Source organism: Paraburkholderia sp. SIMBA_054, from assembly GCF_046534875.1.
In the GTDB taxonomy this organism is placed as follows: domain Bacteria; phylum Pseudomonadota; class Gammaproteobacteria; order Burkholderiales; family Burkholderiaceae; genus Paraburkholderia; species Paraburkholderia hospita.
In genome coordinates, this window is the sequence record NZ_JAWRXV010000576.1 from 1 (window position 1) to 285 (window position 285).

The following is a 285-nucleotide window of genomic DNA, read 5'->3' on the forward strand; positions in this document are numbered from 1 at the left end:
GTACCTGACGATCAGCTTCGTCACGAGCCGCTTCGACGCCATGCCGGCAGCAGCAACGGGCAGCATCATCATGCCGGCTTCGAATGCGCTGTAGCCGAGACTCACTTGCAGCAGCAGCGGAATCAGATAAGGCATCGCGCCGCTTCCGATCCGCGCGAACAGATTGCCGAGCAGTCCGACACTGAACGTGTGAATCTTGAACAGGTCGAGCGGAAAAATCGGCGCGGGCTCGCGCACCGCGTGCAAGCCATAGGCGACGAAGCAGGCCAGGCCCAGAATCAACAG

1 pseudogene is annotated in these 285 nt (G+C 61.1%); it reads right to left on the bottom strand.

Features of this window, described 5'->3' with window-relative positions:
- A pseudogene (locus SB822_RS56410) lies at window positions 1-285 on the bottom strand (MFS transporter); the annotation flags it as partial.